At 71.1% G+C, this 23,221-nt stretch carries 23 protein-coding genes and 1 pseudogene; 14 read left to right on the plus strand and 10 right to left on the minus strand.

Features of this window, described 5'->3' with window-relative positions:
* The first annotated feature begins 68 nt into the window (after positions 1 to 68).
* A pseudogene (locus ACZ7L5_RS33675) lies at positions 69 to 750 on the plus strand (DUF4291 domain-containing protein).
* Here ACZ7L5_RS33675 and ACZ7L5_RS33680 read toward each other — a convergent pair.
* From ACZ7L5_RS33680 to ACZ7L5_RS33695, 4 genes are all read right to left on the minus strand, one after another.
* Positions 734 to 913, minus strand: a complete 180-nt coding sequence (locus ACZ7L5_RS33680; RefSeq protein WP_328883049.1) for a hypothetical protein — start codon at positions 911 to 913, stop codon at positions 734 to 736. The pseudogene ACZ7L5_RS33675 and the gene ACZ7L5_RS33680 sit on opposite strands and share 17 nt — an antisense overlap.
* 134 nt (positions 914 to 1,047) lie before the next feature.
* Positions 1,048 to 1,566 carry a DUF1877 family protein gene (locus ACZ7L5_RS33685; RefSeq protein ID WP_471521641.1) on the minus strand — a complete coding sequence of 173 codons (519 nt, stop codon included), beginning with the start codon at positions 1,564 to 1,566 and terminating at the stop codon, positions 1,048 to 1,050.
* 13 nt (positions 1,567 to 1,579) lie between these two features.
* Positions 1,580 to 2,455 carry an undecaprenyl-diphosphate phosphatase gene (locus ACZ7L5_RS33690; RefSeq protein ID WP_471521643.1) on the minus strand — a complete coding sequence of 292 codons (876 nt, stop codon included), beginning with the start codon at positions 2,453 to 2,455 and terminating at the stop codon, positions 1,580 to 1,582.
* Positions 2,456 to 2,604: 149 nt separating this feature from the next.
* Complete coding sequence (locus ACZ7L5_RS33695) at positions 2,605 to 3,075, minus strand: winged helix-turn-helix transcriptional regulator (RefSeq protein ID WP_362378810.1); 471 nt, start codon at positions 3,073 to 3,075, stop codon at positions 2,605 to 2,607.
* Between the two features lie 141 nt (positions 3,076 to 3,216).
* Here ACZ7L5_RS33695 and ACZ7L5_RS33700 point away from each other — a divergent pair, with 141 nt between their 5' ends.
* The gene (locus ACZ7L5_RS33700) at positions 3,217 to 4,386 is read left to right on the plus strand and encodes a thiolase family protein (RefSeq protein ID WP_383233849.1); all 1,170 of its coding nucleotides are present in this window, start codon (positions 3,217 to 3,219) and stop codon (positions 4,384 to 4,386) included.
* A 25-nt stretch (positions 4,387 to 4,411) separates the two neighbouring features.
* Here the strand turns inward: ACZ7L5_RS33700 and ACZ7L5_RS33705 are convergent, their stop codons facing one another.
* The gene (locus ACZ7L5_RS33705) at positions 4,412 to 5,212 is read right to left on the minus strand and encodes a TVP38/TMEM64 family protein (protein WP_471521646.1); all 801 of its coding nucleotides are present in this window, start codon (positions 5,210 to 5,212) and stop codon (positions 4,412 to 4,414) included.
* Between the two features lie 49 nt (positions 5,213 to 5,261).
* On the opposite strand from ACZ7L5_RS33705, the gene ACZ7L5_RS33710 reads away from it, so the two are divergent.
* From ACZ7L5_RS33710 to ACZ7L5_RS33720, 3 genes are all read left to right on the plus strand, one after another.
* The gene (locus tag ACZ7L5_RS33710) at positions 5,262 to 5,987 is read left to right on the plus strand and encodes a DNA alkylation repair protein (RefSeq protein ID WP_471521648.1); all 726 of its coding nucleotides are present in this window, start codon (positions 5,262 to 5,264) and stop codon (positions 5,985 to 5,987) included.
* Between the two features lie 298 nt (positions 5,988 to 6,285).
* Positions 6,286 to 7,455 carry an elongation factor Tu gene (gene tuf, locus ACZ7L5_RS33715; protein WP_363036812.1) on the plus strand — a complete coding sequence of 390 codons (1,170 nt, stop codon included), beginning with the start codon at positions 6,286 to 6,288 and terminating at the stop codon, positions 7,453 to 7,455.
* Between the two features lie 36 nt (positions 7,456 to 7,491).
* Positions 7,492 to 8,337: a spermidine synthase gene (locus ACZ7L5_RS33720; protein ID WP_471521649.1), complete on the plus strand. Its 846-nt coding sequence runs from the start codon at positions 7,492 to 7,494 to the stop codon at positions 8,335 to 8,337.
* Here ACZ7L5_RS33720 and ACZ7L5_RS33725 read toward each other — a convergent pair.
* A complete protein-coding gene (locus tag ACZ7L5_RS33725; RefSeq protein WP_471521651.1) occupies positions 8,299 to 9,600 on the minus strand; it encodes an MFS transporter in 1,302 nt (433 codons plus the stop codon). The two genes, ACZ7L5_RS33720 and ACZ7L5_RS33725, sit on opposite strands and share 39 nt — an antisense overlap.
* 199 nt (positions 9,601 to 9,799) lie before the next feature.
* Between ACZ7L5_RS33725 and ACZ7L5_RS33730 the strand changes: the two genes are divergently transcribed.
* The 4 genes from ACZ7L5_RS33730 to ACZ7L5_RS33745 all read left to right on the plus strand — a co-directional run bounded on the left by ACZ7L5_RS33730 (position 9,800) and on the right by ACZ7L5_RS33745 (position 15,013).
* On the plus strand, positions 9,800 to 10,237 hold the full coding sequence (locus ACZ7L5_RS33730) for a DUF4442 domain-containing protein (protein WP_471522090.1): 438 nt from the start codon (positions 9,800 to 9,802) through the stop codon (positions 10,235 to 10,237).
* A 406-nt stretch (positions 10,238 to 10,643) separates the two neighbouring features.
* Complete coding sequence (locus ACZ7L5_RS33735; RefSeq protein WP_471521653.1) at positions 10,644 to 12,536, plus strand: ricin-type beta-trefoil lectin domain protein; 1,893 nt, start codon at positions 10,644 to 10,646, stop codon at positions 12,534 to 12,536.
* A gap of 196 nt (positions 12,537 to 12,732) precedes the next feature.
* Positions 12,733 to 14,295, plus strand: a complete 1,563-nt coding sequence (locus tag ACZ7L5_RS33740) for a carboxylesterase/lipase family protein (RefSeq protein WP_471521655.1) — start codon at positions 12,733 to 12,735, stop codon at positions 14,293 to 14,295.
* A gap of 73 nt (positions 14,296 to 14,368) precedes the next feature.
* A complete protein-coding gene (locus ACZ7L5_RS33745) occupies positions 14,369 to 15,013 on the plus strand; it encodes a DedA family protein (protein ID WP_328883060.1) in 645 nt (214 codons plus the stop codon).
* 69 nt (positions 15,014 to 15,082) lie between these two features.
* Here the strand turns inward: ACZ7L5_RS33745 and ACZ7L5_RS33750 are convergent, their stop codons facing one another.
* A complete protein-coding gene (locus tag ACZ7L5_RS33750; RefSeq protein ID WP_471521657.1) occupies positions 15,083 to 15,613 on the minus strand; it encodes a gamma carbonic anhydrase family protein in 531 nt (176 codons plus the stop codon).
* A gap of 115 nt (positions 15,614 to 15,728) precedes the next feature.
* Between ACZ7L5_RS33750 and ACZ7L5_RS33755 the strand changes: the two genes are divergently transcribed.
* Positions 15,729 to 16,574: an acyltransferase gene (locus ACZ7L5_RS33755; RefSeq protein ID WP_471521659.1), complete on the plus strand. Its 846-nt coding sequence runs from the start codon at positions 15,729 to 15,731 to the stop codon at positions 16,572 to 16,574.
* A 246-nt stretch (positions 16,575 to 16,820) separates the two neighbouring features.
* Here the strand turns inward: ACZ7L5_RS33755 and ACZ7L5_RS33760 are convergent, their stop codons facing one another.
* Positions 16,821 to 17,678 carry an EamA family transporter gene (locus ACZ7L5_RS33760; RefSeq protein WP_471521661.1) on the minus strand — a complete coding sequence of 286 codons (858 nt, stop codon included), beginning with the start codon at positions 17,676 to 17,678 and terminating at the stop codon, positions 16,821 to 16,823.
* Between the two features lie 107 nt (positions 17,679 to 17,785).
* On the opposite strand from ACZ7L5_RS33760, the gene ACZ7L5_RS33765 reads away from it, so the two are divergent.
* Together ACZ7L5_RS33765 and ACZ7L5_RS33770 are read left to right on the plus strand one after the other, a co-directional pair.
* Positions 17,786 to 18,358 (plus strand): helix-turn-helix domain-containing protein, encoded by a 573-nt coding sequence (locus ACZ7L5_RS33765; RefSeq protein WP_471521663.1) that lies wholly within the window; start codon positions 17,786 to 17,788, stop codon positions 18,356 to 18,358.
* Positions 18,359 to 18,401: 43 nt separating this feature from the next.
* Complete coding sequence (locus ACZ7L5_RS33770) at positions 18,402 to 18,959, plus strand: YbaK/EbsC family protein (protein ID WP_363036832.1); 558 nt, start codon at positions 18,402 to 18,404, stop codon at positions 18,957 to 18,959.
* Between the two features lie 10 nt (positions 18,960 to 18,969).
* On the opposite strand, the gene ACZ7L5_RS33775 is transcribed toward ACZ7L5_RS33770, so the two are convergent.
* Positions 18,970 to 20,061, minus strand: coding sequence for a cation diffusion facilitator family transporter (locus tag ACZ7L5_RS33775; RefSeq protein WP_471521665.1), 1,092 nt, complete (start codon positions 20,059 to 20,061; stop codon positions 18,970 to 18,972).
* Between the two features lie 84 nt (positions 20,062 to 20,145).
* On the opposite strand from ACZ7L5_RS33775, the gene ACZ7L5_RS33780 reads away from it, so the two are divergent.
* Both ACZ7L5_RS33780 and ACZ7L5_RS33785 read left to right on the plus strand, forming a co-directional pair.
* Positions 20,146 to 20,505, plus strand: coding sequence for an ArsR/SmtB family transcription factor (locus ACZ7L5_RS33780; RefSeq protein WP_363036836.1), 360 nt, complete (start codon positions 20,146 to 20,148; stop codon positions 20,503 to 20,505).
* An 86-nt stretch (positions 20,506 to 20,591) separates the two neighbouring features.
* The gene (locus tag ACZ7L5_RS33785; protein WP_471521667.1) at positions 20,592 to 21,977 is read left to right on the plus strand and encodes an SMI1/KNR4 family protein; all 1,386 of its coding nucleotides are present in this window, start codon (positions 20,592 to 20,594) and stop codon (positions 21,975 to 21,977) included.
* Here the strand turns inward: ACZ7L5_RS33785 and ACZ7L5_RS33790 are convergent, their stop codons facing one another.
* A complete protein-coding gene (locus ACZ7L5_RS33790) occupies positions 21,978 to 23,201 on the minus strand; it encodes a 4-hydroxybenzoate 3-monooxygenase (RefSeq protein WP_471521669.1) in 1,224 nt (407 codons plus the stop codon).
* Positions 23,202 to 23,221: the final 20 nt, after the last annotated feature.

Genomic DNA, 23,221 nt, shown 5'->3' on the forward strand with positions numbered 1-23,221 from the left:
GGGGCGTGCAGCGATATTCGGTGGATGTGGATGTGGATGTGGGTGTGCTCGGGGGCGAGGCTGTTCCCGTGAATGATCAGAACGGTCGGTCCGTCGGGCGTGAACCCAAGTTCCGTGTGCGCGCAGCACACCGAGTCCACCGTCACCGTCTATCAGGCCTACCGACCCGAGATCGGTCGGGCCGCGGCCCTGGGGGGCGGTTTCCGTCCTCCTGGAACCGCGACCGCATGACGTGGATCAAGCCGTCGCTTCCTGTGGATGATGTACCGCTGCGGCTGGGCCACCAAGGAGGGTCAGGAGACCTTCCTCGCCGTCGGGATCAGCCGCGAGGGCTTCGTGTGGGCGCCGCGTCACGCGTGTCTTTCGCACTGCGTGCCTGCCCTGCACGGTGGCCGGGGCGCCTGGAGGCAGCAGTTGAGGGCGGCACCCGCGCGCGTGCAGTGGGGTCCGGAACGCGATCCGCGCCTCAACCCCCTGCCGTACCGGTCCCTGCAGTTCGGGCTCGGCGGGGAGGCGACGGCACGGTATGCGGACGAGTGGATCGTCGGCATCGAGGATGTGACGCCGCTCGCCAGAGAGACGCACGCGCGTGTGCGGGCGGGTGAACTGGTGCGCGCGGCCGAGTCGTTGCCGAAGGAGCGGCCGTACCCGTTGGGTGAGGGCGTCCTGGCGCACCTGGCCGCCTGGACGCGGCCGAACGTCAACCGGCGCTGCTCGCCCCGGGGGTCCTGCTTCAAGCCGCCTCGATGACCGCACCGCGGATCGCGGCCGCCCACTCGACGACCAACAGCTCGTACTCCGCGCGCTCTTGGGCCGACAGCGAGCCGCCCGCGCGCAGCCACAGGGCGCGAATCTCCTCGTTCACCTCGGCAGCAGACCGCACGGAACCAGGGCCTAAGGAATGGGGGGACATGCGGCCAAGCCTAGGGGCAAGGACTGACAGTGCGCTACCGGACGGCTACGCAGAACGTATGTGATTGGTCACGGATTTCGCGGCGGACGTTTCGGCGGGCGTTCGCACTGACTCAAGGTCAGCGGGTCGGACGCTCAGTCGGTCCACAGGACCATGCACTGCCCACGCCGCGTCGCGCCGCCGTAGAACTCCCGCATCGCCGTGAAGCGCGCGATGAGGTAGTCCCGTACGTCACCGGCGAATTCACGGCCGAACCCGCACGCGGCCGCCGCGTCCTCGGGGCGGGACGGCAGGTCGGCCAGGAGGGCGTCCAGGTCGACGGCGTGGAGGGCGCGGGCAATCTCCGCGACTGCGGCAGGGGCGAGCAGGCGGGGCGGGCCGTCGATGCCGTCGTACAACTCGTCGTGGTCGAGGAAGCCGATGTCCCCGCCGGTGTCCCCGGAGACAGCCCGGTCGAGCAGTGCGATCAGGTCCGCGTCGGTTCCCGTCGCGCGGCAGTACCGGATGAGGCCCCAAAGCGCCCAGCCCGTGTCGAGGAGATCGGTCGGTGGGGGACCCCAGCCGGGCGCTCCACCCGGCGAGTCGAGTGCCAAGGTGCGGCAACGTTCGAGGTAGGCCGGGGTGACGCGGGCGAACTGCTGCGTGAGCGCCATGGGCGGCGTCTCGTCAGCCCGCCGACTCCGCCGCGTGCGGGCTCAGGACGCCCGTCGCCACCAGGACGATGATGACGATGCCGAGCGCGATGCGGTACCAGACGAACGGCATGAAGCTCTTGGTCGAGATGAACTTCATGAACCAGGCGATGACGGCGTAGCCGGTCACGAAGGCGATCACCGTCGCGAAGATCGTCGGGCCCCAGGACACGTGGTCGCTCTCCATCGCGTCCTTGAGCTCGAACAGGCCGGAGGCGAGGACGGCCGGGATCGCGAGGAGGAAGGAGTAGCGGGCCGCGGACTCGCGGGAGTAGCCCATGAAGAGGCCGCCGCTGATGGTGGCGCCGGAGCGGGAGACTCCGGGGATGAGCGCCGCGGACTGGCACAGGCCGAAGATCAGGCCGTCCTTCACGCCCAGGTCCTCAAGTCCCTTGCGCTGCTTGGCGGCGCGGTGCCGGCCACCCGACTCGTCGCGTGCCGCCAGCCGGTCCGCGATGCCGATGATGATGCCGACGACGATCAGCATGGTGGCCGTGATGCGCAGGTCGCGGAAGGGGCCCTCGATCTGGTCCTTGAGCGTCAGGCCCAGCACGCCGATCGGGATCGAGCCGACGATCACCAGCCAGCCCATCTGGGCGTCGTGGTCCTGCCGCATCTCCTTGTTGGTCAGCGAGCGCAGCCACGCCGAGATGATCCGCCCGATGTCCTTGCGGAAGTAGATCAGTACGGCAATCTCCGTGCCGATCTGCGTGATCGCCGTGAAGGCCGCACCCGGGTCGTCCCATCCCGAGAACGCCGCGGTCAGTCGCAGGTGCGCGCTGGAGGACACGGGGAGGAACTCGGTCAGCCCCTGGACGAGTCCGAGGATGAGGGATTCAAACCAAGACATGAAGTTACGGAGTCCAAGTGCTGATGGTGGCAAGGGATGAAGGGGGACACCGCGTGGCGGCGCAGTGATCGCGGGTGTCGAGGGGCAGCGTAGCGTCCCTCGAAGTCGGCTCCGGCACAGGGGCCTCGCTCCGGCCGCGGCGACGGGCCTCAGGCTGCCGTCGGTCCCGTCACCGTCCATCCGGGCGCCTGGGGGTGCGCCGTGAGGTCCTGGTGGTGCACCGCGCCGCCACAGGCCCGGCAGGTGACGACCGCGACCAGTTCGTTGCCGCAGGTGTGCTCGATCACCATGGGACGGTCGCCGTCCGTGCGGAGGTGGCGGTCGCCCCACGCCATGAGGGTCATCAGGACGGGCTCCAGCTCCAGCCCCGCCGGCGTGGGCCGGTACTCGAACCGCTGCGGGCGCTCGCTGTAGGCGCGCTTGGTGAGGATGCCGGCGTCGACGAGGCGGCGCAGCCGGGTGGCCAGGATGTCGCGCGGGGCGCCGATGTTGCGCACGAGCTGGTCGAAGCGGCCGTTGCCCAGGCACACCTCGCGCAGGACGAGCAGCGAGTACTTCTCGCCGACCAGCGCCAGCGCATCGGCGATGGAACAGGGGCGCGGGTCTTTGGTGGCGGCCATGCGGCTCAGTTTAGGGGGAGGGTTCGACTTTCCAACCTGGAGGGTTTGATTTTCCAACTCGCCAGGCTATGGTGAGTTGGACTTTCCTACTCACCGGTAATCGCGCCGACGGGAACCCCGGCGGCCAAGGAGGCCCGCACCATGCGTGACGCAGTCATCGTCGAAGCCGTACGCACCCCGATAGGCAAGGGCAAGCCGAACGGCGCCCTGGCGCACGTCCACCCCGTCGAACTCCTCGCCCACACCCTGCGCACCCTTGTCGAGCGCTCGGGCGTCGACCCGGCGCTGATCGACGACGTCATCGGCGGCACCGTCGACCAGGTCGGCGAGCAGGCCATGAACACCACCCGCTACGCCGCCCTGTCGGCAGGCTTCCCGGAGACGGTCCCGGCGACCACCGTGGACCGTCAGTGCGGCTCCTCCCAGCAGGCCGTGCACTTCGCCGCCCAGGGCGTCATCGCGGGCGCGTACGACATGGTCGTCGCCTGCGGGGTCGAGTCGATGAGCCGGGTGCCGATGTGGTCGAACGTGCCGCCCGGCAAGGACCCCTTCGGCCCCGGCATCGCCGAGCGCTACCCCGAGGGCCTCGTCCCGCAGGGCATCAGCGCCGAGCTGATCGCGGCCAAGTGGTCGATCACGCGCGAGCAGATGGACGCGTTCGCCGTCTCCTCGCACCACAAGGCCGCCGCGGCCTGGGACAAGGGACTCTTCGACGCCGAGGTCGCGCCCCTGGACGGCGTCTCGCGCGACGAGTGCGTACGACCCGGCAGCACCCCGGAGATCCTCGCCGGCCTCAAGCCCGCCTACCAGGACCCCACCTTCGCCGAGCGCTTCCCGCAGATCGAGTGGAACGTCACCGCGGGCAACGCGAGCCCCATCAACGACGGTGCCTCCGCCGTGCTCATCACGTCCAGTGAGACGGCCGCCCGGCTCGGCCTGCGCCCCCTGGCCCGGCTGCACAGCTTCGCCGTCACCGGCTCCGACCCCGTCCTCATGCTCACCGGGGTGATACCCGCGACGGAGAAGGTGCTCCGCCGGGCGAACCTGTCCCTCGGGGACATCGACCTGTTCGAGGTCAACGAGGCCTTCTCCAGCGTGGTGCTCGCCTGGCGGCAGGAGACCGGCGCCGATCTCGCCAAGGTCAATGTGCACGGCGGCGCGATCGCGATCGGCCACCCGCTCGGCGCCAGCGGCACCCGACTGACGACGACCCTGGTGCACGCGATGCGCGAGCGCGGCGCCCGCTACGCCCTGCAGACGATGTGCGAGGCGGGCGGCCTCGCCAACGCGATGATCCTGGAGGCGGTGTAGCCGCCCTCGCAGCAGGCGAAACGGTTCAGCGGCCCCGGAGGTGGTGGCGCTTGCGCCACGCCACCACCGCGCCGGCCAGCGCCGGCAGGGCGATACAGGCGAGCGCGATCAGGAAGGCGGGCGACGTCGGCGTGGAGGCACGGGCGCCGGCGACGACGTACGCGGCGACGTTCGGGATCGACCCGATGGCCGTCGCGAGCAGGAACGGCACGTAGCCCATGCGGGAGACGGCGGCGGCGTAGTTCGCGGCCCAGAACGGCACACCCGGGAACAGTCGCACCGCCAGCATCGAACGGAAGCCGTGCCGGCTGAACTGGCCGTCCGCCGCCTTCAGCAACCGGCCGCGCAGCAGCGGGCGCAGCGCCTCCTGGCCGAGCAACCGGCCCAGCCCGAAGGCGAGCCCGGCCCCCAGGACCGTGCCCGCCATGGCCGCGCCGATGCCCCACTCGGAGCCGAAGAGCGCGCCCGCCGCGAGGTTCAGCAGCGGCCGTGGCACGAAGGCCACCGTGATCAGCCCGTACGCCACGGCGAACAACACCATCGCGGCCGGGCCCGCAACGTGGGGCGGCCAGCCGTTCGCCAGCAGCTTCTGAGGTTCGAAGAGCAGCACGGACGAAGCGGCCGCCGCGAGCAGGACCAGGAGCAGGGACAGCCGGGACCACGGCGACAGCAGCGTTCTCGTGCAGCGCGCGGCGAAGCCCGCGGGCACGGGGACAGGGACAGGAACGGTCACGGCTGCGGGGGCGGCTACTGCGAGCTCCGTGGCGGCGGCCCGGGAAGAGGCCTTGGCGGTGCCCCCAGAGCGGGTGGTGGCATCGTCGAGCATCCGGCGACACTAACCGACAAAGATGTGTGATCGCCGTATGGTTCGTCTCATGAGCGTCACAGCTGGGGGAACAACGGAAGTTCCCCGCAGTGGTCTGGCCGACACCGTCCTGGAGCGGCTCACCGCCGCGTACGCCGCCGCAGCGGACCCGGTGCGCGCTGCCGGCGCCCGGGCGTACATGAAGGACGTCGCCCCGTTCCTGGGCATCCCCACCCCCGAGCGCCGCGCCCTCTCCCGCGCCGTCCTCAAGGGCGTCGCACCACGCCCCGACGAGGCCGACTGCACCGCGATTGCCCTGCGCTGCTGGGAGCTGCCCGAGCGCGAGTACCACTACTTCGCCGTCGACTATCTGCGCCGGCACGTGGGGCGCTGCTCCTCCGGCTTCCTGCCGGTGACCCGGCACCTCATCACCACCGTCTCCTGGTGGGACACCGTCGACGCACTCGCCGCGCACGTCGTCGGCGGGCTCGTCGCGGCCGACCCGAAGCTCACCGCCGACATGGACGCCTGGATCGTCGACGACGACCTGTGGGTCGCCCGCACCGCCCTCCTCCACCAACTGCGCTACAAGGACCACACCGACACCCGGCGCCTCTTCGCCTACTGCCTGCGCCAGTCCGGACACACCGACTTCTTCATCCGCAAGGCGATCGGCTGGTGCCTGCGCGAGTACGCCAAGACCGATCCCGAGGCCGTACGGGAGTTCCTGGCGCGGGAGCGGGGGAGGTTCGCGCCGCTGTCGGTGCGGGAGGCACTGAAGAACATCGGGGCCTAAGGCCTCGAACTCCCCATCCGCGGAAAACCATTCGACGCCGGGCACGGCGTCGACGATGATCGACCTCATGTTCCGGCACGCCTTCGTCCTCGCAGCATCCGCAGTCGCGGATGCCACGAAGGCTGCCGTTCAGGTCTTCCTGACCGCCGTCGACGGCGCCCGAAGCTGACCCTCTCCGGAAAGTCCGGCGGACCCCGCAGGGGGAGGGTCGGCAGGTCCTTGGGGTCCCCATCTCGCACGAGAGCGCTCGTACGCGAGATCACCTTTGCAGAGACTTCAGAGACTTCGAGGTACAGCCATGTCCAAGACGGCATACGTGCGCACCAAACCGCATCTGAACATCGGCACGATGGGTCATGTCGACCACGGCAAGACCACGTTGACCGCCGCCATCACCAAGGTCCTCGCCGAGCGCGGGTCCTCCGCCTTCGTTCCGTTCGACCGCATCGACCGGGCGCCGGAGGAGGCCGCGCGGGGCATCACCATCAACATCGCGCACGTCGAGTACGAGACCGACACCCGTCACTATGCGCACGTCGACATGCCCGGCCACGCCGACTACGTCAAGAACATGGTCACCGGCGCCGCGCAGCTCGACGGGGCGATCCTCGTCGTCTCCGCGCTCGACGGGATCATGCCGCAGACCGCCGAACACGTGCTGCTCGCCCGGCAGGTGGGCGTCGACCACATCGTGGTCGCGCTCAACAAGGCCGACGCTGGTGACGAGGAGCTCATCGACCTCGTCGAGCTGGAGGTCCGCGACCTGCTCACCGAGCACGGCTACGGCGGCGACGCCGCGCCCGTCGTACGGGTGTCGGGGCTGAAGGCCCTGGAGGGGGACCCCAAGTGGACGGCGTCCGTCGAGGCGCTGCTCGACGCGGTGGACACGTACGTTCCGATGCCGGAGCGGTACGTGGACGCTCCGTTCCTGCTGTCCGTCGAGAACGTGCTCACCATCACCGGTCGGGGGACCGTGGTGACCGGCGCCGTGGAGCGGGGCAGGGTGCGGGTCGGCGACCGGGTCGAAGTGCTCGGGGCCGGGCTGGAGAGCGTGGTCACCGGCCTGGAGACGTTCGGCAAGCCGATGGACGAGGCGCAGGCCGGGGACAACGTGGCGCTGCTGCTGCGCGGGGTTCCCCGGGACGCGGTGCGACGGGGGCATGTCGTGGCGGCACCGGGGAGTGTGGTGCCGCGGCGCCGGTTCTCGGCGCAGGTGTACGTGCTCTCGGCCCGTGAGGGCGGGCGTACGACGCCTGTCGTCACCGGGTATCGACCGCAGTTCTACATCCGTACGGCGGATGTGGTGGGTGACATCGACCTCGGTGAGGTGGGTGTCGCGCGGCCCGGGGAGACGGTTGCGATGACCGTCGAGCTGGGGCGCGAGGTGCCGTTGGAGCCGGGGCTCGGGTTCGCCATCCGCGAGGGTGGCCGGACCGTCGGGGCGGGGACCGTGACTGCCGTCGTGTGAGGGTCGCCCGGCTCGGGGGGACTGCACAATGAGCAGGTGAGCGATCCCATACCCGTCACCCGCGCCGTCGACTACGGCACCGCCAAGCTGATGCCCGACGTCGATCGGAAGCGGGCTTGGTTGCTCACCGTCGACGGGGCTCCTCAGTCGTACGTCGATCTTGACGAGCCCACCCATCTGGAGTTCGAGTACGCGCGCCGCCTCGGCCATGTTCTGGACATAGTGGCCGAGGCGGGGCGTCCGCTGGACGTGTTCCATCTCGGGGGCGGGGCCTTCACCCTGCCCCGGTATCTGGCGGCCACCAGGCCCGGCTCACGGCAGGACGTGGTCGAGGCCGACCGTGGGCTGCTGAAGCTGGTCGCCGAGCATCTGCCGGTTCCGGACGGGGCCGGCATCCGGCTGCACGCCGGGGACGCCCGGGGCTGGCTGGAAGCGGCCGAGGACGACTCGGCCGACGTGCTCGTCGCCGATGTCTTCGGCGGGTCACGGGTGCCGGCCCACCTGACGTCGCTCGCGTACGTCCGTCAGGCCGACCGGGTCCTGCGGGGGAGCGGCGTCTATGCGGCCAACCTCGCCGATGCCGCACCCTTCGCCTTCCTGCGCTCCCAGATCGCCACCTACGGCACGGTGTTCGAGGAGCTGGCGCTGATCGCCGAGCCGGGTGTGCTGCGCGGCAGGCGGTTCGGCAACGCGGTTCTCGTGGCCGCGCACCGGCCCCTCGACCTGGCGCCCCTGGCCCGCCTGACCGCCTCCGATGCCTTTCCTGCGAGGGTCGAACACGGATCGGCGCTGCGGGACTTCATCGGCGGGGCCCGCCCGGTGCGGGACGAGGACGCCGTACCCTCACCCGAGCCCCCGGACGGGGCTTTCAGCATCGGCTGAGCCGAGGTGGCCGCTCGCGGTGACCTGCTTGGTACGGCGCCGTAGGTTCCGTACGTCCGGTACGCACAGGGCCCCCGCTGTGACGACCACGACCAGGGCGGCGCAACCCCACAGCGCGGACGTGCGCCCGACCGCCGCCTCCGCGGGGCCGGCCAGGGCTGTCGCCAGCGGGACCAGGGCGACCGAGCCGAACCAGTCGTATGCGGCGACCCGGGACAGCTTTTCCTCCGGGATCTCCTGATGGAGTGCCGTCATCCAGGAGACGCCGAACACCTCCACCGTCACGCCGGTCAGGCACATCACCGTGCACAGCACGCTGATCGGCGCCGGAATCGCGAGCGCGGCGGAAGGGAGGGCGAGCGGGAAGACGCACAGAGTGCCGGCGAGGAGCAGGCGGCGTGGCTTCCAGCGGGTCATGAGCAGGGCTCCGGCGACCGTGCCCGCGCCAAAGAAGCCCAGCGCCAGACCCCATGGGCCCGCCCCGCCCAGGTGGTCGCGGGCGACCAGCGGACCGTAGACCGCGTCGGCCGCGGCGACGACCGCGTTCGCGATGGAGAACTGGACCACGACCGCCCACAGCCACGGCCGCCCGGCGAACTCCCGCCAGCCGTCCCGCAGATCGGCGAGCATGCCGCCGCCCGGCGCGCGCTGCGGAATGTGACTCACGTCGAGGAACGCCCGCATGGATCCGGCGACGGCGAAGGCCGCCGCGTCCGCCGCCAGCACCCACCCGGGCCCGATCGCCGCCACCATGGCACCGCCGAGCGCGGCACCGCCGACCGCTGCCCCCTGCATGGCCATCCGGAACACGGCGAACGCCCGGCTCGCCTGCTCGCCCCGCACCGACGACAGCAGCATGCCCTCGGCCGCCGGGCTGAAGAACGCCTGCCCGGTACCGCCGAGGGCGGTCAGCAGCATCATCTGCCACAGCTGGGCCTCGCCGGCGAGGACGAGCGCGGCGAACACGGCTTGGGAGAGACAGTTGAGGGCGTTGGCCGCGACCATCACCCGGTGCCGCGGGACCCGGTCCGCGACGGCGCCCCCGATCAGCAGGAACAGCACCAGGGGCAGCGTGCGGGAGGCGGCCACCAGCCCCACGTCGCCCCCGTCGCCGCCGGCCTCCAGCACCGCGAACGCCGCGGCGATCAGCGCGCCGTGACTGCCGAGGTTCGTGACGAACGCCGAGGCGGTCAGAAGGCTGTAGTTGCGGCCCGCCCAGGCGGGGCGGCGGGAACGGCGGGGCGGATCGGCGGCGGAGGTCACCGGCCGACTATCGCCGTCCGGCCCTCGATTTGCCAAACGAATGGCAGGTCACGGGCCGGATGGACAGCTTCGAGCCGTGCGGCGTCCGTCGCCGTCGCAGCCATCGGGTCCCCTTCACGGACCACCTATCTGTTCCGTCACACGACCTGTTCGCCGGAGCCTACTCATGGGTAACATGACCGCCATGAGCGCAGACCAGATGTCGATCGGCGAGATGCTCGCCGCCACCGTGCCCATGGCCCGGACCCTGAACCTCGAGTTCCTGGAGACCACGCCGGAGAAGGCCGTGGTGGCTCTGCCGGACCAGGGCGAGTTCCACAACCACGTGGGCGGGCCGCACGCCGGCGCCGTGTTCACGCTCGGAGAGTCCGCCAGCGGGGCGATCGTGCTGGCCGCGTTCGGCGACCAGCTCTCGCGCGCCGTGCCGCTCGCCGTCAGCGCCGAGATCGCCTACAAGAAGCTCGCCATGGGCGCCGTCACCGCCACCGCGACGCTGGGCCGTCCGGCCGCCGACGTCGTCGCGGAGCTGGACGCGGGGGAGCGGCCCGAGTTTCCCGTGGCCATCGAGATCCAGCGCGGTGACGGAGCCGTGACCGGAGAGATGACCGTCGTCTGGACGCTGAGGCCGAACGGCTGAGTCGAACCGTACGACCACGAAGAGGGGCCCCGCCGAAGGTGCGGGGCCCCTCTTCTGTGTCCTGGCCGATTCTTCGTCCTGGCCGAGCGGCAGCCCTCATGTCGTCGGTCGATGCGGAGTTGAAGATTCCGTGGACCAAGTGCCCTTGGCTGCACACAACTTGGCGTACCGCTGGCGGTGCTATCGAATGCGGGTGCGGATACCGCCGGTAACTATTCTGAATTTCTTGTCTTTTGAACGTTGGTCACTCGAACTTCTTGTTTCTTGTGCGTCGCTTGTGCGAAAGTGAGCGGCCCCGATAGCCGGTCCACAGGTGACGCGGCCTAGGTACGCACCAATCAGGCACCTGCTTTCCGACGGGCGTGCATTCCCCATGCCGTCCTGAGGCCGGGAAGGAAATGGTTCAGTGCAATCCCCTTACCCCCCACGACCGCCCTACCCGCCACGGCCCGGGGCGAGCCCCACAGAGTCCGACCGTGATCTCGTCGCGCGCCTCGGCAAGGCCGGTGAGGACGCTCATGCCGTCGCGCTGCTGATGGCCCGGCACTGGCGCGCCACCTACGACTACGCGGCCATCTGCCTGGTGTCCACGGAGAGTTCGGCCTCCATGGTGGCCGCCGCCGCGTTCCACCGCGTGCTCGCCCGGCCGGGCGGCGGCGCACTGCGTCCCCAACTCCTCACCGCTGTAAGGGATCTGGTGAAGGAGTGGGCGTCCGACGGTCAAATTTCCGCTCTGCTGCCGGAACTCGGCAAACCGACGGGCGGCCGCGGGCTGCGTGCCGCGCGGTCCGTGACGCCCGAAAGGCGGCATATCGCAGAACGCGCTTTCCGTGCTCTGTCGGGGGCCTCGCAATGCCTTCTCTGGCACACCGAGGTCGAGGCGGAACCGATAACCATACCCGCTGGTCTGCTGGGGGTGGAAGCGGCAACCGCCTCCGCCGCACTGGAGGGAGTGCGCGAACAATTCAGACGAGGATGCGTCCGCGCCCACGGCGAACTCGCGCCCACCCGGGAATGCCGTTACTACAACCGGCTTCTGGATGTCCCCATTCGCCGGGGCGGAGCCCTGCTGCCCGATGTCCAGCAGCATCTGATGGAGTGCCGCTACTGCCGTCACGCCGCCGAGCAGCTCAGCCACTTCGAGGGCGGCCTCGAAGTGCTGCTCGCCGAGACCGTGCTCGGCTGGGGCGCCCGGCGCTATCTCGACTCCCGGCCCCGGCGGGGCGGCTCGGGGCCGACGCCGTTGGAAGGCCCGCGCCATGGCGGGCGGCACCGGCCGGAGCGCTTGGCTCCGCCGCGCGTCCGCCCGAAAGCCGTCGCCATGGGAGTCGGTCTCACCGCTCTCGCGCTGCTCGTGACGGTGCTCACGGCCAAGGGCTGGACCGAGGAGAGCGGCGTCCCCGCCCCGGGCGCCACCTGGGGTGCGCCCAGCGGCAAGACCGTCCGTCCGGGCGCGGAGTCCCCGCCCTCGTCCGGCGGCTCACCGTCGGCCGCCTCGGCCGAGGACCCGGTCGAGATCGCCCAGGGCCGGCTCCGCAATCTCGACAGCGGCCTGTGCCTGGACCTCCGCGACGGCGAGATCCGCACCGGTGCCCGAGCCGAGCTGGCGGCGTGCTCGTCCGCCGCGTCCCAGCAGTGGTCGTACCGGGACAACGGCCTGCTGGGCAGCGCCGCCGACCCCGCCCTCTGCCTCGACTCCGACGCCGACGAGGGCACCGTCGTCCTGGCGGACTGCCTCGCGCACGCCGGTGAGGTGCGCTACGACCTCACCGTCCACGGCGAGCTTCTGCCACGCCGCTCCGAGGGGCTGGCCGTCGCGTCCGGTGAAGGCGTGAGCGTGGTGGTCGCCGAACGGGACGGGTCCGAGGCGCAGCGCTGGATGCTCGACGGCGGGCTCGCGGACGTACGCGGGGAGAGATCCGGGTCCGACAAGAAGGCCGAGGAGAAGAGAGGGGAGAAGAAAGGGGAGAAGCCGGAGGAGAAGCAGGGGCCGGAGAACGGGGCACCTGCGCAGCCCGACGCCCCCTCGGAGCCCGAGCGCGAGTCGCCGGGCACCACCCGCCCCGAGCCGCCCGACGCGGAGTCTCCACGCGATGAGCAGGCCCCGCCGGAGGGGGATCCGCAGTCGCACTACGAGACCCGCTACGTCCAGGACGACTCCGGCAACGGAGCCGACCCCGCCACCCCCGTCGATGCCGTCGTGGCCCTTCCGGCCAATGTGACGGCCAAGGTGCCGACCACGGTCTCCACGGTCGTGGGCACGGCCGGCGCGACCGTCGACTCCATACTCCGCCGCTAGGACCTCAGTCAGTCAGGGGTCACCCCACCGGGGTGACCCCTCCTTCGTTCCCTGCGTCATTCGGCCGTTCCTTGCGTAGATCGTTGACACGAGTCACTGACGCTCATAGCTTTCCCGCCGCGCCCAGCAGCCCCGCTCGAACCTTCGACGACCTTCGACAGTCAACGAATGTGGAGGTGGACCGGTGTTACGTCGTATGTCCGTCGCGCTGATGGCCCTCGCGGCCGCCCTCGTCACGCCCGTGCCCGCGCAGGCCGCCGCCGACCCGCCCGTCATCCGCACGGACGCGGGCCGGGTGCGGGGTGAAATCACCGTCGAGGGGAAGCAGTTCCTCGGCATCCCGTACGCCGAGCCGCCGGTCGGAAAGCTCCGTTGGAAGGAGCCGCGACCCGTCCGGCCCTGGCAAGGGGTGCGTACGGCACAGGACTTCGGCAATACCTGTGTGCAGGGGGCGAGTTGGGACCCCGGCTACGAGGAACCCAGCCACACCGAGGGCTGCCTCGACCTCAATGTGTACGTCCCCCATGTGTCCGTCCCCGAGAGTGTGGCCCGTCGTGCGGTCCTGGTCTGGTTCCACGGTGGCGGACTCACCGCCGGGGCCGGTCAGGACGTCGTCCCCGACACCTTCGCCCGGCAGACCGGCACCGTCGTGGTGACCGTGAACTACCGCCTCGGGGCGATGGGCTTCCTCGCCACGACCGGGCTCGACGGCGAGGCGCACGACGGCGTCTCCGGCAACTTCGGCATGCTCGACCAGCAGGCCGCACTGCGCTGGGTGCGCGCCAACATCGGCCGCTTCGGCGGTGATCCGGGTCGCGTGACCATCGCGGGCGAGTCGGCGGGCGGCCGCTCGGTCTGCACCCAGCTGGCCTCGCCGACGGCGAAGGGGCTGTTCAGGGCCGGGATCATCCAGAGCGGGGCGTACGGCGACTGCGGCGCCCGTCCGCACGGGACGGCCGTGGCCCAGGGCGCCGACTTCGCACAGAAGCTCGGCTGTACCGACCTGGCATGTCTGCGTGCCAAGCCGGCCGCCGAGATTCTGGCCGCTCAGAGCGCGTTCGACTGGGCGCCCGTGGCCGGCGGCGACTTCTTGCCGAGGCAGCCCGAGGAGGCGTTCGCGCGCGGGGCGGCCGCAGGAGTGCCGGTCATGAACGGGGCCAACCAGGACGAAGGCCGGCTGTTCGCCTTCGCCCGGTTCGACCTGAGCGGAACCCCGCTGACCGCCGAGCGGTACCCGGCCGTCATGCGGGAGGACTACGGCGACGAGGTCCTCGCCCGCTACCCGCTGTCCGCCCACCCCTCGCCGACCATCGCGTACGCCACCGCCCAGGGTGACCAGCTGTTCGCCTGCCCGGCGCTCCGCCTCGACCGCACGCTCGCCGGGCGCGGCAAGGTCTACGCGTACGAGTTCGCCGACCGCACCTCCCCGCCGTTCGCCTCCCTGCGCAACCTCGGCACCGACTTCGACTTCGGTGCGACCCACGTCAACGAGGTGCAGTACCTCTTCAAGCACTTCGGGCTCCGGTCACCGCTGAACGCCGAGCAGCGGACGCTGGCGCGGCAGATGATCCAGTACTGGGGCTCCTTCGTCCGCGACGGAGTGCCGCGCGCCACAGGACAGCCCGCGATGCCGGCCCGGCCCGGCACGGTGCTGTCGCTGCGCACCTCGTCCGCCGGCGGGAACGTGCCGAGCACCGGTGTGCACCGTGAGCACCAGTGCAACCTGTGGGACTCCGAGAGCGTCACCCTGAACGGGTAGGCTGCCCCGGCGCACGCTCAGGACCGAGTGTGCGCCGGGAAGCACAGGGTGCACGACATGGGAGGAAGCGGCGTTGCACGTCCAGGAATGGCTCGAAACGGTGCCCCCGCTCGCCATCTATCTACTGGTCGGCGTGGTCATCGGTCTGGAGAGCCTGGGCATCCCGCTGCCCGGCGAGATCATCCTGGTCTCCTCGGCGCTGCTCGCCTCGCAGCACGGTGAGATCGACCCCTTCGTGCTCGGCGCCTGCGCGACCGCGGGTGCGATCATCGGTGACTCCATCGGCTACGCGATCGGCCGCAAGGGCGGGCGCCCACTGCTGGCATGGCTGGGCGCGAAATTCCCCAAGCACTTCAGCGAGGGCCATATCGCCACCGCCGAGCGCTCCTTCCAGAAGTGGGGCATGTGGGCCGTCTTCTTCGGCCGCTTCGTCGCCCTCCTGCGCATCTTCGCCGGGCCCCTCGCGGGCGTCCTGCGGATGCCGTACTGGAAGTTCCTGACCGCCAACGTCCTCGGCGGCATCCTCTGGGCGGGCGGCACGACCGCGGTCATCTACTACGTCGGAGTGGTCGCCGAGTCCTGGCTGAAGCGCTTCTCCTGGCTGGGCCTGGTGGCGGCCGTCCTGATCGGCCTGACGTCAATGCTGATCATCAAGCGCAAGGCGAAGAAGGTCCAGACGGCACACGCGGAGCCGGAACCGGTGGCCGCCGGGGACTGAAGCGCGTCCTGAAGGGGCGTGGAGAACGGCGCGACCAGCCACGGACGGGCCGCGGACCGCGTAGGACCTCTACGCCCCGTGCTCGTCCCGGTGGGCCTTCGCCAAGTCCGCATACAGGGTTCCGTTCAACGTGACGCCCTGCCGCTCTTCCTCCGTCAGCTCCCGCTTCACCTTCGCCGGCACCCCCGCCACCAGCGACCCGGGCGGCACCTGCATCCCCTGCGGCACCAGGGCCTGAGCAGCCACCAGGGACCCCGCCCCGATCACCGCACCGTTCAGGACGGTCGCCCCCATCCCGATCAGACAGTCGTCCTCGACGGTCGCGCCGTGCACCACGGCGTTGTGACCGACCGAGACTCGCGCACCGATGCGCACGGGGAAACCGGGATCGGCATGCAACGTGCAGTTGTCCTGGACATTGGACGCGGCCCCGACGGAGATCCGCTCCACGTCCCCCCGCACCACGGCGCCGTACCAAACGCTGGCCCCCGCCTCCAGCGTCACGTCGCCGATCACCGACGAGGTCGGCGCCACGAACGCAGCCTCGTCGATCTTCGGCTCCCGGCCCCCGATGCCCATGACCAGCGCCTTCTGCGTCATCGCCCTCTCCTCACCGCAAACGTCGTCGACACTGCGCACCGTACGCCACCCGGTAGGGCGAAGATCACAGGCCCTCGACCTCATAAGGGCCCGGCGCGCTCAGTACGGTAAGCGGGTGCCCAAGCGCAAGAACACGTTCTCGTCCTGGCGGCGCGGCCTCACGCAGCGCGCCGTCCATGCGGGCTGGGCCTGGGTGCAGCGCACGGGTTCGGTGACGTCCGAGAACCCCGGCCGCTTCCACTTCGGTTCGATCGGCGAGGCCACCCGGCTGGCCTTCCCGCTCGGCACCGTCTTCGGCGAACCCTGGATCCATCTCGGCTCCCACTGCATCGTCGGCGAGCAGGTGACGCTGACGGCCGGTCTGATGCCCGACCTGGACCTCGGCCCGGAGCCGATCCTGCGGATAGGGGACGGCGTCGTGCTGGGCCGCGGCAGCCATGTCATCGCCGACACGACGGTCACCATCGGCAGCGACTGCTACTTCGGGCCGTACGTGTACGTCACGTCCACGAACCACTCGTACGACGATCCGCACGAGCCCATCGGCAAGCAGTGGCCGCGGATGGAGCCGGTCGAGATCGGTCCCGGGTGCTGGATCGGCACCGGCGCGGTGATCCTGCCGGGGGCGCGGATCGGGCGGAACGTCGTCGTCGCGGCCGGCGCGGTGGTCCGGGGCGTGGTGCCCGACCACGCCGTCGTCGCGGGGGCGCCCGCCCGGGTCGTACGGCGCTGGACCCCCGACGACGGCTGGCAGCCGCCGCTTCGGACTCCGGCGCCCGTGCCGATACCCGACGGGATCACCCCCGCGCAGCTCCAGGCGCTGGCCGAGCTGGACGACGAGACGGTGGCGGAGCTGGTCGAGCAGGCGGCTGCGAAGCAGGACGGGCCGGGCGAGAAGGCGGCGGCCGAGCCGGATGAGCCTGCGGCTGCCGAGCTCGTTGAGCTGGATGCGGAGTCCTGAGTCAGCCGGTTGGGGGCGGCAGCGTCTCCAGCAGGATGAGCTGGGGGCTGCCGGGTTCGTCGGGCTGGATGCGGAGTCCTGAGTCAGCCGGTTGCGGGCGGCAGCGTCTCCAGCCGGATGAGCCTGCGGCTGCCGAGCTCGTTGAGCTGGATGCGGAGTCCTGAGTCAGCCGGTTGGGGGCGGCAGCGTCTTCAGCCGGATGAGCTGGGGCTGCCGAGCTTGTTGGGCTGGATGCGGAGTCCTGAGTCAGCCGGTCGCCAGCACCAGCGTCCCCACCAGGGCGAGCCCCGCGCCCGCCGCCTGCACGCCCCGCAACCGCTCTTTGAGGAAACCGCGCGCGGCCATCGCCGTCACCACCGGGTAGAGCGAGGCGAGCACGGCGGCCACGGTGACCGGGCCGTGGTGGGCGGCGACCACATACGTGCCGTTCGCCGCCACATCGGCGAGGCCGACGAAGGCGAGCGCCGGCAGGGAGCGCCAAGGGAAGATGCCGTCCGGGAGCGCGGCGGCGCCCCGCCGGACGGAGGCGTACAGGGCGAGGCCGCCCGCCGCCACGTTGACCACACGCTGGACGAAGAGCGCGAGGAACAGGCCGGTGATGGTGGTCGACGCCTCCGCGATCAGCGCGAACACCGTGCCGAAGCCGAAGGCGGCGATCAGCGTGAGCAGGATGGCCTGGCGCTGCACGGGTGCGCCCCGCAGCTGTGGTCCGCCCGCGAGCACCACACCGAGCACGGCGACGGCGATCCCCGCGACCTGCATCAGTCCGGGCCGCTCGCCGAGGAAGAGGCCCACCCCGACCGGGACGGCCACGCCCACGGTGCCGAGCGGGGAGACCACGCCCATCGGGCCCAGCGCGAGTGCCTTGTAGAAGCAGAGCAGGGCGACCGGGCCCACGATTCCGGCGGCGACCGCGAACCACAGCTGGTCACCGGCCTCGCTCCACGCGCCGGTGGCCACCACGATCACACCGAGCACGACCGCCGCGATCCCCTGCGAGACCACGACCACCGTCAGGGCCGGGGTGCGTCGCGTCAGCAGTCCGCCGCCGAAGTCGGCCAGCCCCCACAGCAGGCTGGTGGCCAGGGCGAAGAGTGCTGTCACGGATGCCTCGCAGTACAGTTCGGTGCACGATCGGGTGCATCCCACCGTAGTGCAGTGGGATAAACCCTGTCATCCAGAATATTGGACTCCGCAACGTTGGACGGAATGTGTCGGACCTCGACCTGCTGACCCAGTCCCTGGCGCGCAACGTCAAGCGCTGGCGCACCGAGCGCGGCTTCACTCTGGACACGCTCGCCGCGCGTGCCGGGGTCAGCCGCGGCATGCTCATCCAGATCGAACAGGCCCGCACGAATCCGAGCCTCGGCACCGTGGTCAAGATCGGCGACGCGCTCGGGGTCAGCATCACGACCCTCCTCGATTACGAGCAGGGCCCGAAGGTGCGCGTCGTCCCGCCCGAGCAGGTGGTCCGGCTGTGGCACACCGACGCGGGCAGCTACAGCAGGCTCCTCGCCGGCACGGAGGCCCCCGGTCCGCTGGAGATGTGGGACTGGAAGCTGATGCCGGGCGAGAACAGCGGATCGGACCCGCATCCGGCCGGCACCGTCGAGATCGCCCATGTCACGACGGGCGAACTGACCCTGACCGTCGAGGGTGTGGAGTACCGCGTCGCGGCCGGCTCCAGCGTCACCTTCGACGCCAACGCCCCGCACACCTATGCCAATCAGGGCGACGTCCCGATGCGGATGACCCTGACGGTCTCGGTTCCCCTCGTGCACTGAGGCGCCCGGCCGGAAGCCTCCGCGGTCCTGTTAGCGTGCGCTCATGGACGCACCCATCGGACACTTCGACCACGCCGCTCCCGCCCCGGACTGCCTCGACGAGCTCACCCGGCCGGTTGCCGACGCCGTACGCCAGTGGCAAGGCAGCGTCCCCGCCGAGCAGATCATCTACGTCGAGACCGATCCGCAGTGGGCCGACACCGCCGTGTTCGTGGAGCACTACGGGCGGGAGCTGCTCGAACAGTCCGCGAACTGCGTTGTCGTCGCCGGCAAGCGCGGCGGCGAGACGTCCCTGGCCGCGTGTGTCGTGCTCTCCACCACCCGGGTCGACGTCAATGGCGTGGTGCGCCGTCAACTGGGCGCCCGTAAGGCGTCGTTCGCCTCGATGGACACGGCGACGAGCGAGACCGGCATGGAGTACGGCGGCATCACCCCGATCGGGCTGCCCGACGGCTGGCCGGTGCTGGTGGACTCGGCCGTCCTCGATCTGCCGTACGTCCTGGTCGGCAGCGGCCGGCGGCGCGGCAAGCTGCTCGTGCCGGGCAAGGCGTTCGCCGAACTGCCGGGGGCGGTCGTGCTGGAGGGGCTCGGCGTCTCCTGAGTACGCGGGTTCAGGCCACGGTGTGGTGGGCGAGGGCGTGGTGCGGATCCGCCTCGCCCGGCACCGGTGCCGGGTCGGCGTGGACCAGGGCGGCGGTGAGCCGGGGCACCGCGTGCAGCAGCGCGTGTTCGGCGTCGACGGCGATGGCGTGTGCCTGCCGTACCGTCGCCTCGCCGTCCACGACGACCGCCACCTCGGCGCGCAGCCGGTGCCCGATCCAGCGCAGCCGCAACTCGCCGACCTCTCGTACGCCCTCGACCTCCCGCAGCGCCTGCTCGGACCGGTCCACCAGGGCCGGGTCCACGGCGTCCATCACCCGCCGGAACACCTCGCGCGCGGCGTCCCGCAGCACCAGCGTGATCGCGGCCGTGATCGCCAACCCCACGATCGGGTCCGCGAGTTGCCAGCCCAGTGCCGCACCGCACGCGCTCAACAGGACGGCCAGTGAGGTGAAGCCGTCCGTCCGCGCGTGCAGGCCGTCCGCCACGAGGGCGGCCGAGCCGATCGCCCGGCCGACCCGGATCCGGTAGCGGGCCACCCACTCGTTGCCCGCGAACCCGACGATTGCCGCCACGGCCACCGCCGGGATCTGCTGCATGGGGCGGGGGTCGAGGAGGCGGTCGACGGCCGTCCACGCCGCGAAGGCCGCGGACGCGGCGATCGTCAGCACGATGGCGATGCCCGCCAGATCCTCCGCCCGTCCATAGCCGTAGGTGAAGCGGCGAGTGGCCACGCGCCGGCCCAGTACGAAGGCGATCCCGAGTGGTACGGCCGTCAGCGCGTCCGCGGCGTTGTGCACCGTGTCGCCGAGCAGCGCCACTGACCCGGACGCGACCACGACGACCGCCTGGGCGAGCGCCGTCAGGCCGAGCACCGCCAGCGAGACCCACAGGGCGCGCATGCCGCGGACCGAGGACTCCAGCGCGGAGTCGAGCTTGTCGGCCGTCTCGTGGGAGTGGGGGGTGAAGAGGTGGGCGAGGCGGTGGCGGAGGCCGGTGGAGGAGTGGTCGTGCGGGTGGGGATGGTCGTGCGCGTGCTCGTGCTCGCTCGCCGGGCCCCGGTCGTGACCGTGCCCGTGGTGGTGCTCGTGCCGCTCGCCCACGGCGTTCCCCTTCCGTCGCCCGAGTGTGTGGAGGTCTGTTGCGCGGGTGTGGACGCGGGCCGTCCACGAGGCCATTATGTGCGTATGAGCGCACGCATGCACCTATCAACTGCGCACGATGCGCACCCGCGCACCCCGGGCGAGGAACAGTTCGCACTCGCCGCCGAACTCCTCGCCCTGCTCGGCGACCGCACCCGCCTCACGCTGCTGCACGCGCTGACCTCCGGCGAGGCGGATGTCACGACCCTCACCGAGGCCTGCGGCGCGGCCCGGCCCGCCGTCAGCCAGCATCTGGCGCGGCTGCGTCTCGCCGGTCTGGTGAACACGCGCAAGGAGGGCCGCCGGGTGATCTACTCGCTCGGCGACGGTCATCTGCGCCGCCTCCTCGACGAGGCGCTGAACGTGGCGGACCACCGGCTCAGCGACCGGCCGCTGCACGACTGAAGCCGGTCGCACCGCCCGGCGGACGAACGACCGGTCCCGGCGATAATCGGCTCCGTCACGACCGACGGAACGACCGGAGGCCACCGTTGCCATCGATACATGACTTCGCGACCTGGGAACCCATCCTGCGGGTCCTGCGGGCGAGCAACGAGGAGCGCTTGGCCGCCCCGGGCGGGTATGTGACCGGCCAGATCGGTGTGTACGGATGGAGCGTGCCCGTGCGGCGCCGGTCACCGGAGCCGGGACGAGCCGCCCAGGTCGAGGACATGCAGGACGAGTGGGACGCGGTCGAGGTGGTGCGCAACGCTCTCCTGGAGGCCGACACCGACGACATCGCCTTCGTGGCCGAGATCTCGCCGGCGGGTCGGACCGTGCTCCATCTGATCAGTTGTGGTCCCGCCGCGGATCCCGGCATCGCCGGTCCGTACCCGGGCTCGCTCCTCCTGGTCGAGGACGCCGTGGCCGAGCCGTGGCGCCGCCTCCCCGATCCGATGCCCGGCGCGGTACCGGCGCCGTCGGCGGACCCGGCGCAGCTGGAACGGACCCTGCGCGAGCGGCTCCCCGACGCCATCGGCGCCACCGAGGCGGAAGTCGCCGCCGCGGAAGCACGCCTCGGCGTCACGCTGCCCGACGAACTCAAGGCGCTCTACCGGGTGACGCGGGCGCGATGGGCGGACTGGGGCGACTACGAGACGGCGGAAGTCGTCTACGACGCAGTCGGCTGTGAACTCCTCGCGCTGGAGGACCTGTTCGTCGCCGACGCCTCCTCCCGCCCGTGCCGCTGGGAGTTCGCGGCGATGGAGGCGGTCGTCACCCCGCCCGACGCCGCAGTGCAGCAACTGGTCGGCTCACCCGGCTGGATCGTCTTCGGCGGCAACGGCGGCGGCGACCGCATCGCGGTCGACCTGACACCCGGCCCGCGCGGGCACCTCGGGCAGATCGTCATGCTCAGCCACGAGTGGAACATCGGCGCCGAACTGCTCGCCGACTCGCTGACCGCTCTGGTGCTGAACGGGGAGAGCGGGGAAGCGGGCAGTGACTCTCGCGGGGACCGGCCGCCGGCCGTGGTGCGGGTCAACAGCAGCAGCCTGACCAGCATCCAGGCCGCCGCCCACCCCGGGCTGGAAGCGCTGAGCATCGGTGTGTGGGACGGTGAGCCGTTCAGCCTCGCGCCCCTCACCGGCCTGCCGCGCCTGCGCACCCTCACCGCATACTCCGGCACACTCGCCGACCCGCAGGAGATCGCCAAGCTGACCGGGCTGGAGTTCCTGAAGCTCGGCCCCCAGGAGTGGCGCGCCCTGCTCGCCGCCGGGGCCGTCCCGCGCAGCCTGTCGGCCGCCGCCATCCAGGTGGACGGGGCCCCGCACCCGCTCCCGATCGTGGACCTCGCCAACGAGATCCTCGCCCTGTGGGACCGTCCCCCGATCACCCGGACCGTTCTCGAAGGCGACCTCGGTCCCGAAGCAGCGTAGTCAGGCGTTCGCGTGCTTGCCCAGGTACTGCTCCGCGAACGCCATCGCGGCCGTCGGGGAGTCGAAGATGCGGCGGAGGCGGGCGAGGGTGGTGCCCGCGCGGTACGGGTCGCCCGAGGACGTGCCGTGGTAGACCTCGGAGAGCCAGTGGGAGAACTCCTGGTAGTCCCACACCCGGTTCAGGCAGGCCTGCGAGTAGCCGTCCAGGCCGGAGCTGTCGCCCTTCGTCAGGTGGGCGATGAGTCCGTCGCCGAGCAGGAAGGCGTCGTGCAGGGCGAGATTCATGCCCTTCGCGGCGATGGGGGCGGTCAGGTGGGCGGCGTCGCCTGCCAGGAAGAGGCGGCCGAACACCATGGGCTCGACCACGTAGTTGTGCATGTCGAGGACACGCTTCTCGATGAGGCGCCCCTCCGTGAGCGGCGGCGCGCCGGTCGCCCCGAGCCGTTGCTGCAACTCCGTCCAGACCCGGTCGTGCGACCAGTTCTCCGGGTCGTCGCCGGACGGGCACTCGAGGTAGTAGCGGGTCACCTCGGCGCTGCGCGGCATGTGCCCGGCGAAGCCGCTGGGATGCATGCCGAACAGGACGCAGTCCGAGGACGGCGGTGCCTCGGCGAGCAGCGCCAGCCAGCCGATGCCGTAGTCGCTGCGGGAGATGTGGGCGCGGTCGGCGGGCAGGGCCGACCGCGTCACTCCGCGCGCGCCGTCACAGCCCGTGACGAAGTCGCAGTGCACGATCTCCCGCTGTCCCGTCTCCGGGCAGGTGTACGACACCGAGGGGCGGTCGGTGTCGAGGTCCTGCAGTTGTACGTCCCGCACGCCGAACCGTATGGCGCCGCCGCGCACGTCCGCGTACTCGCGCACCAGGTCCGTCACCAGGAACTGCTGGGGATAGACCCAGTGATGAGCGCCCGTCAGCTGTGCGTACTCGAACCGGTAGCGCTCCCCGGCGAACCGGAACTCGCACTCGGTGTGCCGCTGTGCCCGCTCCAGCAGCGTGTCGGCGAGCCCTCGCCGCTGAAGTCCGCGTACGGCCCACTCCTCGATGACGCCGGCCCGCGGCCGCTGCTCGATGAACTGGCGTGTCTCGATCTCCAGGACCAGACAGTCGACGGACGCCGCCCGCAGGATGTTCCCGAGGGTGAGGCCGGCCGGGCCGGCGCCAACGATGACGACCGGAAAGCGGTGCGTGGCGCTGGAGTTGGGGTGGGGGGAGGTGGAAGTCACCCGAGCATTATGGGGTGGTC

The sequence above is a fragment of the Streptomyces sp. NPDC107528 genome, from assembly GCF_055639295.1.